Here is a 9,989-nt window from a genome sequence, read left to right as displayed (position 1 = left end):
GGAGGGCGGGGCAGCGTTCAGCCGGGCAGCCGGCCTGTGGGGCGGGGGCCGCGTGGGGCGTCAGAGCAGGCCGAGGGCCGGCATCAGGTAGTAGAAGGCGAACACCGCCGCCACCGCGTACAGCGGGGCCGGGACGCTGCGGGCCCGGCCGGCGGCCAGGCGCAGGATGCAGAAGGCGATGAAGCCGAAGCCGATGCCGTTGGTGATCGAGTAGGTGAACGGCATCATCACGATGGTCAGGAAGGCCGGGATCGCGATGGTGTAGTCGGCCCAGTCGATCTCCTTGACGGAGTTCGCGAGGATCAGGAAGCCCACCGTGACCAGCGCCGGGGTGGCGGCCTGGGCGGGGACCATGGTGGCCAGCGGGGTGAGGAAGAGCGCCACCATGAAGAGCAGGCCGGTGACGATCGAGGCGAAGCCGGTCCGGGCGCCCTCGCCGACGCCCGCGGTGGACTCGACGAAGCAGGTGTTGGCGGAGGCGGAGGTGGCGCCGCCGGCCGCGGTGGCGATGCCGTCGACCATCAGGACCTTGTTGATGCCCGGCAGGTCGCCCTTCGCGTCGAGCAGGCGGGCCTCGTCGGCGACGCCGAGGATGGTGCCCATCGCGTCGAAGAAGCAGGACATCAGGACGGTGAAGACGAACAGCACGCCGGTCAGCACGCCGACCTTGGAGAAGCCGCCGAACAGGCTGACCTTGCCGACCAGCCCGAAGTCGGGAGCGGCGACCGGGTTGCCCGGCCAGGTCGGGACGGTGAGGCCCCACTTGAGCGCCGGGATGTCGGCCGCCTGGTCGATGACCAGGGCGAGCACGGTGGAGGCCGCGATGCTGATCAGGATGGCGCCGGGCACCTTGCGGATCACCAGGACGAGAGTGAGCACCAGGCCGAAGACGAAGACCAGCACCGGCCAGCCGAGCAGGTGGCCGTTGCCGCCGAGCTGCAGCGGGACGGTGGTGTGGGCGGCGTCCGGGATGCGGCTGACGAAGCCGGAGTCGACCAGGCCGACCAGGGCGATGAACAGGCCGATGCCGATCGCGATGGCCTTGCGCAGCCCGAGCGGGACGGCGTTCATGACCCGCTCGCGCAGGCCGGTGGCGACCAGCAGCATGATCGCGAAGCCGGCCAGCACCACCATGCCCATGGCGTCCGGCCAGGTCATCTTCGGCGCGAGCTGCAGCGCCACGATGGTGTTGACGCCGAGGCCGGCGGCGAGCCCGATCGGGACGTTGCCGATCACGCCCATCAGCAGGGTGGTGAGGCCCGCGGTGAGGGCGGTGGCGGTGACCAGCTGGGCGCTGTCGAGGTGGGCCCCGGTCATGTCCGTGGCGCTGGCCAGGATGATCGGGTTCAGCACCAGGATGTACGCCATGGTGAAGAAGGTGGCGACGCCGCCGCGGATCTCGCGGGGCAGGCTGGAGCCGCGCTCGGTGATCCGGAAGTAGCGGTCGAGGGCACCCGTGGGGGGCTGGGGTGCGGCGTCGGGTTCGGGCGACTCGGTGGTCGGCTGGACCACTGGCATGGCGGGGAGTCCTCTGTGGGGGAGCTGAGGAGAGGGGGGAGACCGCCCGGGGCGACGGTGGCCGGGCGTAGACCAAAGTATGGTTTCCGGATCGCACCCGCGCTATCTTCGCGCGTAGAACCCCAGGTCGGCGGGGCCGTGCCGCCGGGGCCCCCGCACGGCCCGCGGCGCACCGTACGCTAGGCCCCATGCCCAAGACGCCACTGCACCCCTCGCCCCCTCCGCTGGAGGCCAACGACGTCGCCATCGTCGGCGGGGGCACGGTCCTGTGGTTCGTCGCCTTCCTCGTGCTGCTGCCCTTCCAGGGCACGCTCTCCGACCACGGGCACGGCACCTGGCCGTGGATCTGCCTCTCCGGCGGCCTGCTCGGCCTGATCGGCCTCTGGTACTGCCGGGCCCGCCGGGACGCGATCGCCCGCAGCCGCGCCGCCGAGGCCGCGCAGCGCGAGGCGGACGGCGACGGCTCGGGCGGCGGCACCAGCTCCGGCGGCTCGGGCGGCGGCATCGGCTCCGGCGGCGGCTCCGGCAGCGGTACGGGCCCGGCCACCCGGTCGGACTGAATGGTCCTTTAGTAGCACGCATCGGACAAAGGGCACCCGTAGAGTCGGTGCCATGACCCAGCCTGCCCAGCCCGCGGAAGAGCAGCCGGCCGACGGAGAGCGCCGGGACGGTGCGCACCCCCTCGGGTTGCTGCCCGGGCGGCGTGGCGGACTGACCGCCGCCGAGGTCGCCGAGCGGGTCGCGAGCGGCCGCGTCAACGACGTCCCGGTGCGTTCCAGCCGGTCCGCCAAGGAGATCGTCCGGGCCAACGTCTTCACCCGGTTCAACGCGATCATCGGCGTCATGTTCGGGATCATCCTGATCGTCGGCCCCCTCCAGGACGGCCTGTTCGGCCTGGTCATCGTGGCGAACACGGCGATCGGCATCTTCCAGGAACTGCGCGCCAAGAAGACCCTGGACAGCCTGGCCCTGATCGGCGAGGCCCGTCCGCAGGTCCGCCGGGACGGCACCGTCCAGCAGATCGCCGTCTCCGACATCGTCCTCGACGACACGGTGCTGCTCGGCACCGGCGACAAGGTCATCGTGGACGGCGAGGTCACCGAGGCGGACGGCCTGGAGGTCGACGAGTCGCTGCTCACCGGCGAGCCCGACCCCGTCCTCAAGCAGCCCGGCGACCAGGTGATGTCCGGCAGCTTCGTGGTGGCCGGCGCGGGCGCCTTCACCGCGACCAAGGTCGGCCGGCAGGCCTACGCGGCCCAGCTGGCCGAGGAGGCGAGCAAGTTCACCCTGGTGAAGTCGGAGCTGCGCACCGGCATCGACAGCATCCTGCGGTTCATCACCTACCTGCTGATCCCCACCGCGCTCGGCCTGATCATCAGCCAGCTCGCCGTCGAGGGGCGGGACTGGCGCGAGGCCGTCCGCCGGATGGTGGCCGGCATCGTGCCGATGGTCCCCGAGGGCCTGGTGCTGCTGACCTCGGTGGCCTTCGCGATCGGCGTGATCCGGCTCGGCCGCAAGCAGTGCCTGGTCCAGGAGCTCCCGGCGATCGAGGGCCTGGCCCGGGTGGACACCGTCTGCCTGGACAAAACCGGCACCCTCACCGAGGGCGGCATGGACGTGATCGACCTGCGGGTGATCTCCGACGGCGGGCCGGCCGCGGTCGACGAGGCCACCGTCAAGCACGCGCTCGGCGTGATGGCCGGCGCCGACGCCCGGCCCAACCCCTCCATGCAGGCCGTGATCGACGCGTACGGGCGGGGCGACGGCCCGGGGCCGGGCGGCGACGGCTGGCGGGTGATCGAGGCGATGCCCTTCTCCTCCGCCCGCAAGTGGAGCGGCGTGCAGCTGCTGGAGCCGCAGGGCGGCGAGGCCAGCTGGCTGCTCGGCGCCCCCGACGTCCTGCTGCCCGCCGGGCACCCGGCGCTCGCCGAGGTGGACGAGCTGGGCGCCCGGGGCCTGCGGGTGCTGCTGCTCGGCCGCACGCCCGATCCGCTGGACTCCCCCGATCCCGCCGCCGGCCTCAGTCCGCTCGCCCTGGTGGTGCTCCAGCAGCGGCTGCGGGCGGACGCCGCCGACACCCTGCGCTACTTCGCGGGGCAGGACGTCCGGGCCAAGGTGATCTCCGGTGACGCGGCGGTCTCGGTGGGCGCGGTGGCCGGCCACCTCGGCCTGCCCGGTGCGGACCACCCGCTGGACGCCCGCACCCTGCCGCAGGACCCGGAGCAGCTCGCCGACACGGCCGAGCGGACCAGCGTCTTCGGCCGGGTCACCCCGCAGCAGAAGCGCCGGCTGGTCGGGGCGCTGCAGTCCCGGGGCCACACCGTGGCGATGACCGGCGACGGCGTCAACGACGTGCTCGCGCTCAAGGACGCCGACATCGGCGTGGCGATGGGCACCGGCTCGGACGCCACCAAGGCGGTCGCCCAGATCGTGCTGCTGAACGACTCCTTCGCCACCATGCCCTCGGTGGTCGCCGAGGGCCGCCGGGTGATCGGCAACATCGAGCGGGTGGCCGGCCTGTTCCTGGTGAAGACGGTCTACTCGGTGCTGCTGGCGCTGCTGGTGATCTTCACCCATTCGCCGTACCCGTTCCTGCCCCGGCACTCCACCGTGCTGTCCACCCTCACCATCGGTGTGCCGGCCTTCTTCCTGGCCCTGGCCCCCAACAACGAGCGGGCCCGCACCGGCTTCGTGAAGCGGGTGCTGCGCCTCGCCGTTCCCGGCGGCGTCATCGCCGGCACCGGCACCTTCGTCGCCTACGCGCTGGCCCGCGCCAACCACACGACGGACCTCAAGGCCGACACCAGCGTGGCCACCCTGACGCTGTTCCTGATCGCCATCTGGGTGCTCGCCATCGTCGCCCGGCCGTACAACTGGTGGCGGCTGCTGCTGATCGGCGCGATGGGCGGCGCGTTCACGCTGGTCCTGGTGGTCCCGCCGCTGTCCGACTTCTTCCAGCTCTCCCTGGTCGGCGACCGCGACCCGTGGACGGGCGTGGGCATCGCGCTGATCTGCGGCGCGGTGCTGGAGGTCGCCTGGGCGTGGATGAAGCGCCGCGGCGCGGAGTGAGCCCGCTCGGACGACCCGGGTCAGCCGAGCGGGGTCGAAGGAACCGGGTCGTATGAGCCCGGTTCCAGGCCGCCCGCTCTAGCATGGCACCCGGAAGGGGGTGCCGGATGGCGCGCAGGGGTGGGGAGTTGGAGGCGTTCACCGCCTTCCTCGGCGGACTGCTGGCGGTCGGGCTGACGGCGCTGGCGATGGTCGGCGTCGGTCTGACGGACCGGCTCACGCCCGCACTGCGGGCCGCGGCGATGGTGACGCTCGGCGCGGTCTGGCTGACCGTCACCACCACCGTCTACCTGCGGCTCAAACCGCGGAACGGCTGAGCCCGCCGAGCCCGCCAGGTCGGCGGAACCGGCGGAACGGACGGGACCGGCGGAGCCCAGGCCCGCCCAGCCCCGGCCCGCCGCTCAGCCCTCGAAGTCCCGCGCCGCCGACAGCTCGTACGCCCGGTCCGGCTCGCTGAGCGCGGCCAGCACCTCGAAGCGCCGGTGCCACTGCCCGACCGACCAGGCGAGCCCGGCCGCGAGGCCCTCCGGGGTGGCGGCGTGCAGCAGCCCGGGCACCGGCGGGACGTCGAACTCGTCGTCCTCGTCGGCGGCTTCGGCCTGCTCCGGGTCGTACGGCGGCTCCGGCGCGTCCGCCTCGTGGTCCCAGCGCCAGTCCACCGCGGCCTCGGCGCCGTCGGGGCCGACGACCAGCAGCTCCTCGTGCTCCTCGTAGACGACGGGGCAGCCGGGCAGCAGCTCCCGCACCACGGCCGGCACCCGGTGCAGCACGCCCTCGGAGAGCACCCGGCCGCCGGCCACCTCGCTGGCCAGCGACACGTGCAGCCGCTCGGCGAGGTCCGCGGCGAGCGCCGGGGCCACCGGCAGCAGCGGGTACGGGTGCAGGAGCTGGACCAGGTCGGGGGCGTCGGCGACGACCGCCTCGGTCGCGTCCACCACCACCGTGTGGTCCGGGCGGCGCCCGGTGTCCGGGTCCAGCGGCGGCAGCGCCCGCACGACGTCCAGCGGCTCGATCCGCTCCCGGTCGACCCTGGCCAAGGCGCTGTGGATGCCGTGCAGTTGGCGGTGCCCGACCGCTGCCGCCGGGTCGGTGAGCCGGTCCAGCACCTCGTCCGGGCCGTGCGGCTCGGCGAGCAGGGCGGCCAGCGTGGTGCGCACCCCGAGGGCGTGCAGGAACTGCTCGTCCAGGGTGGTGCGCGCCTCGTCGTAGAGGCCGCGCAGCAGCGGGTCGGCCCCGGCGGCGCGCAGCCCGGCGGGCTCGCGGCCGTCCAGCACCGGGTGGTCGCGCAGCCACCAGGCGGTGTACGGCGGCAGGTCGGCGTAGGAGCCGTCCGGCAGCAGGGTGCGCACGGGGGTGACCACGGCGTCCCGGTACGGCGGGCGGGCCAGCGCGGCCAGTGCCTCGGGCCAGGCGTCGTCGTCGACCAGGTCGAGGTCGCGCACGGCCAGCAGTTCGGCGGCCACCGGCGGCACGCCGACCGCCTCGTCCGCGTGCAGCGCCTCCAGGACGTCCTCGGCCCAGTCGGCGAGCCCGTCCGGCGCCTCGTCCAGCAGGCCGGTGGGGTGGCCGCCGGCGGCCCGGTCGGCGGGTGCGGTCGGGTCGAGCCGCTCCAGGTCGTCCGGGTCGAGCACCACGTCCTCGGCGCGCACCAGCACGAAGTCGGCCAGGGTGCCGACGGCGGCGAGCACCTCGGGGCCCCAGCGTTCCAGCAGTTCGTCGTCCACCCAGCCGGCGTCCTCCTCGCGTGCGAGGGCGGCGAACGGGCTTCCGGGCAGTACGAGTTCGCCGGCACGGGCGGGCTCGCCCTCGTCGTCCAGCAGCGCCAGCCGGGCCAGCCAGGGGTGCTCGCCGGGTGCCGGGGCGGCGGCCTTGACCAGGGCCAGGACGGCGTCGGCCAGTTCCAGCGCGGCGTCCAGGTCGTCCTCGGCCAGTTCGTAGGAGCGGGCGACGGCCGCCCGCACCTCGGGGGTGTCCAGCACCCCGGCCGGGGTGGCGGTGCCGGCGCCGAGCTTGGCCAGCAGCGGGTGGGCGGCCTCCGGGTGGGCCAGCCGCAGGTCCAGCGTGGCGAGCGCCCCGGCCAGCGTCTCGGGGTAGCCGGGGAAGGCCGCCCAGTCGGCATCCTCGGAGGGCAGCAGCACCCGCCGCGGCCCGGTGACGGTCCGCCCGTCGGCGAGCGGCACGGGCAGCGCGCCGAGCGCCTCCGGGTCGGCCGCGCCGAGCGCCGCGTACAGGTTGCGCCACCAGGCGGGGTCGCGGTCCAGGCCGCCGAGCTGGTCGACCACCTCGGCCAGCGGCACCCGGCGCACGTTCAGCACCCGCAGCTCGGTGCGGCGTTCCAGCCCGGCCGGCAGCAGCCCGGGGAAGATCGGCGCCAGCGCCTCGACCACCGAGCCGTCCGCGCCCTCCAGCAGCGTCGCGTCCCGGGGCCGCAGCGCCGGCGTGCCCTCCTCGACGCCGCCGGGGTGGGGCAGGAACGGCGTGCCGGGCAGCCGGGAGAGCACGGCGGCGCGCAGCGCGTTGTCCAGCGGCCCCTGTCCGAGCGGGCCCGGCACCAGGCCGAGCGAGCCGAGGTCGGCGCCGCGGGCGCGGAGCAGGTCGGCGTAGCTGTCGGCGGCGCGCTCGGTGAGGAAGTCGGCGAGCGGGCCGGGCGCGATGTGCCGACGGGTGGAGTCCAGCGGGTAGGAGGCGATCAGCAGCGCCGGCAGGCCGATCGGCTCGTCGCTGGGGGTGGGCGCGTGCAGCACCGGCTCGACGGCGGGCCGCTGCGGGGTGCCGTCCTCGTCGACGGGAACGGCCCAGGTCACCGTCCAGTACGGGCGGGCGCGCTCCTCGGTCGGCCGGTCGGCGAGCAGCTCCGGGTCCAGCCGGCCGGAGGCGCCGGCGGTCTGCCAGACGGTCTGGCGCAGCCGCCCGCCCGCGTCGTCCGTGACGGTCACCTCGGTGACGCCGTCCGGGCGCGGCTCGGCGGCGCTGCGGGTGAGCGTGCGGGTGCCGTCCGGGGTCTCCACCACGATCTCGGCGAGGCCGGGCAGGGTGAGCAGCAGCGCGTCGTCGATCCCGGCCAGCAGCCGACGGGTCAGGTCCTCGGCGGGGGCGTCCCGCAGCGGCAGCACCACCACGGTGTCGTAGCCCTCGGGGGCGGGCCCCTCGGCCGCGAACGGCAGCCGCAGCAGCGGCACGTGGCCGTCCCGGGCGCGCAGCTCGTCGGCGAGCGCGGGCTGCGCCTCGGCCAGGGCCCTGGCCTCGCCGAGCGACCAGCGCACCCCGCCCGCGGCACCCAGCACGGCGGGCTCGTCGGTGACGGCGAGGACGGCGGCGAAGCCGACGCCGAACCGGCCGACGGCGGGCGTCTCGCCGCGCTTGGAGGAGGCCCGCAGGGTGGACAGCGACTCGACGGCGGCCGCGTCCAGCGGCGCGCCGGTGTTGGCGGCGGCCAGCACGCCGTCGGCGAGGGTCAGCCGCAGCCGCCCGGGGCCGTGCCCGGCGCGCACCGCCGCGTCGGCCGCGTTCTGCGCCAACTCGACGACCAGGCGGTCGCGGTAGCCGCCGAGCGCCAGCTCCTCCTCGGCGTTGGCGTCCTCCCGGAAGCGGGCCGGCGAGGCGGCCCAGGCGTCCAGGACCCGCCGGCGCAGCGCGGCGCTCCCGAACGGGTCCGCGAGGTGCTCGTCCGTGCCGCTGCCGATGATCCGAGGTTCCACTGGACCTGCCGCCTTCCGCCACCCTGTACGTCGTAGGGGCATTCTTCCCTGCCCCACTGACTGCTCCCGACCACGGCCCGGCCCGACGGCCCGGCAGCGGCTCCACGGCGGTCCCACGGCGGCCGCAACGGGCCCCGCGAAGGCCGGGGACAGGCCTCAGGCCCCGGACGGCCGGATGACGGCCCGCCGCGCCCCGCGCCCGCCCGCGGGCGGGGGTCCCACGGGCGGCGGCGGGGAGCGGACGCCGCGGCAGCAGCGCCCCCCACCTCCGCGTACGGCGCGACCCGCCCCACCGGTTCAGTGGGACGGGCCGTGCGGGGTGCGGGTGCGGACCCTGGGTCAGGAGTGGCCGAGCTCCTCGGCCGGGGCGTCCGGCTCGACCGAGCCGGAGGCGCGGTCCGGGTGCAGCTGCAGCGGCTCGACCACCAGCTCGTCCAGGATCAGCTCGGACGGCGCCGGCGGGGCCGGGATGACGGCCGCCTCGGAGTGCCCGCCGCAGCCGTACGCGAAGGAGACGATCTGCCCGTCGGCCGGGCCGAACTCGTTGCCGCACACGCCGAAGGCCTGTCCGAGCGAACCGCCGATCGGCACCAGGAAGCCGCAGCTGCCGCACGCGGCGGGGGCCGCCTGCGCCATCGGGGTCTGCGGGCCGTGGGCCTTCTCCCAGCGCTCGGCGGCCAGGTGCAGGCCGAGCCGGGAGAGCACCCGGCTGCGGCCCAGGCCGAGCTCCTCGGCGACGGCGTTGATCCGCGCGCGGGCCGGGGCGGGCTGGACGTGCGGGTCGGTGACGACGACGTCCTCCTCGGCCGCGAGCGCGACCACGGAGTTCGGCGCGGGCTCGTCCTCGCCGGTCCAGCCGGGCTCCAGCCGCAGGTCGTCGGCGCCGGTCGGCAGCAGGTCCCCGGGGCCCATGTCCCCGGGGCGCAGCCGCTCGCTCCACGGCACCCACTCCGGGGCGAGCACGGCGTCGGGGCCGGGCAGCAGCACGACCTCGTCGAGGGTGACGTTCTTGGCGCGGGGCGCGCGGGCCACGGTGACGGCCCAGTGCCAGCCGCGGTACGCCGCGTCCAGGCACTCGAAGTTGTGGGTGACGACGCGGTCGGCGTCCGCCTGCACGCCCAGGTGAGGACCGACCGCCTCCGGTCCCACGGCCTCCTCGGCGGCCTGGCGGGCGAGTTCGACGGCCTCGGCACAGAGCCGGTCGGGGGTACGGCTTCGCATCGCAGCACTCACGGCGTCGATTCTCTCCCAGTTCTTCTGTCGCCCACGGCGTGTTGCCTGTTTCGTCGCGGCTCGGTAGTCCCTCGTCCATTCTGCGCGACTCGGGGCCGCCCCGGGTACCGGCCGCGCCGCTCGACCGGTCTGCCGGCGCTCGGCGCCCGACGGGCGGACCCTGCGCAGGCTACCCGCCGGTCGGCGCCCCGGCACAGTCCGGGGCGGAGCCGAGCCCTCCGCGGCCGCGCCGAGCGGGGGCGTATTACGGCGTTGCCTCGGCGAATCTGGGGCAGGATGGGCTTGTGGCGGACGACGACCCGTCGCAGCACGCACTGCGCTCCTCGCAGGCCGGCGGCCCCGACGAGGCGGACGCCGTGCCGCGACAGCAGACTCCCGCCCCCGCCGCGGGCGAACCGCGGCCGGGGGCCGATGCCGGGGCGCCCACCGCCCGGGTCAGCCTGGTCAAGCGGGTCGTCCCGGCGGCCGACG

General features: G+C 75.5%; 6 protein-coding genes. 3 read left to right on the top strand and 3 right to left on the bottom strand.

Annotated elements, in window-relative coordinates:
- Positions 1–60 precede the first annotated feature (60 nt).
- Complete coding sequence (locus tag ABT247_RS15505) at positions 61–1,518, bottom strand: NCS2 family permease (protein WP_350742971.1); 1,458 nt, start codon at positions 1,516–1,518, stop codon at positions 61–63.
- A 188-nt stretch (positions 1,519–1,706) separates the two neighbouring features.
- Here ABT247_RS15505 and ABT247_RS15500 point away from each other — a divergent pair, with 188 nt between their 5' ends.
- The 3 genes from ABT247_RS15500 to ABT247_RS15490 all read left to right on the top strand — a co-directional run bounded on the left by ABT247_RS15500 (position 1,707) and on the right by ABT247_RS15490 (position 4,904).
- Positions 1,707–2,078, top strand: a complete 372-nt coding sequence (locus tag ABT247_RS15500; protein ID WP_350742969.1) for a DUF2530 domain-containing protein — start codon at positions 1,707–1,709, stop codon at positions 2,076–2,078.
- Between the two features lie 52 nt (positions 2,079–2,130).
- A complete protein-coding gene (locus ABT247_RS15495) occupies positions 2,131–4,587 on the top strand; it encodes an HAD-IC family P-type ATPase (protein WP_350742967.1) in 2,457 nt (818 codons plus the stop codon).
- 107 nt (positions 4,588–4,694) lie between these two features.
- Positions 4,695–4,904, top strand: coding sequence for a hypothetical protein (locus ABT247_RS15490; RefSeq protein WP_350742965.1), 210 nt, complete (start codon positions 4,695–4,697; stop codon positions 4,902–4,904).
- 84 nt (positions 4,905–4,988) lie between these two features.
- Here the strand turns inward: ABT247_RS15490 and ABT247_RS15485 are convergent, their stop codons facing one another.
- Positions 4,989–8,285, bottom strand: a complete 3,297-nt coding sequence (locus ABT247_RS15485; RefSeq protein WP_350742963.1) for a sacsin N-terminal ATP-binding-like domain-containing protein — start codon at positions 8,283–8,285, stop codon at positions 4,989–4,991.
- 339 nt (positions 8,286–8,624) lie between these two features.
- Positions 8,625–9,506: a DUF3027 domain-containing protein gene (locus tag ABT247_RS15480; RefSeq protein WP_350742975.1), complete on the bottom strand. Its 882-nt coding sequence runs from the start codon at positions 9,504–9,506 to the stop codon at positions 8,625–8,627.
- Positions 9,507–9,989: the final 483 nt, after the last annotated feature.

This window comes from Kitasatospora sp. NPDC001539 (assembly GCF_040298565.1).
Classification (GTDB): Bacteria; Actinomycetota; Actinomycetes; order Streptomycetales; family Streptomycetaceae; genus Kitasatospora.
Note: the sequence above shows the minus strand (reverse complement) of the source record. Positions and strands in the feature narration are given on the sequence as shown.

Coding starts and splice junctions, on each gene's coding strand:
- ABT247_RS15505 (WP_350742971.1), bottom strand. CDS start 1,518: ATGCCAGTGGTCCAGCCGACCACCGAGTCGCCCGAACCCGACGCCGCA.
- ABT247_RS15500 (WP_350742969.1), top strand. CDS start 1,707: ATGCCCAAGACGCCACTGCACCCCTCGCCCCCTCCGCTGGAGGCCAAC.
- ABT247_RS15495 (WP_350742967.1), top strand. CDS start 2,131: ATGACCCAGCCTGCCCAGCCCGCGGAAGAGCAGCCGGCCGACGGAGAG.
- ABT247_RS15490 (WP_350742965.1), top strand. CDS start 4,695: ATGGCGCGCAGGGGTGGGGAGTTGGAGGCGTTCACCGCCTTCCTCGGC.
- ABT247_RS15480 (WP_350742975.1), bottom strand. CDS start 9,506: ATGCGAAGCCGTACCCCCGACCGGCTCTGTGCCGAGGCCGTCGAACTC.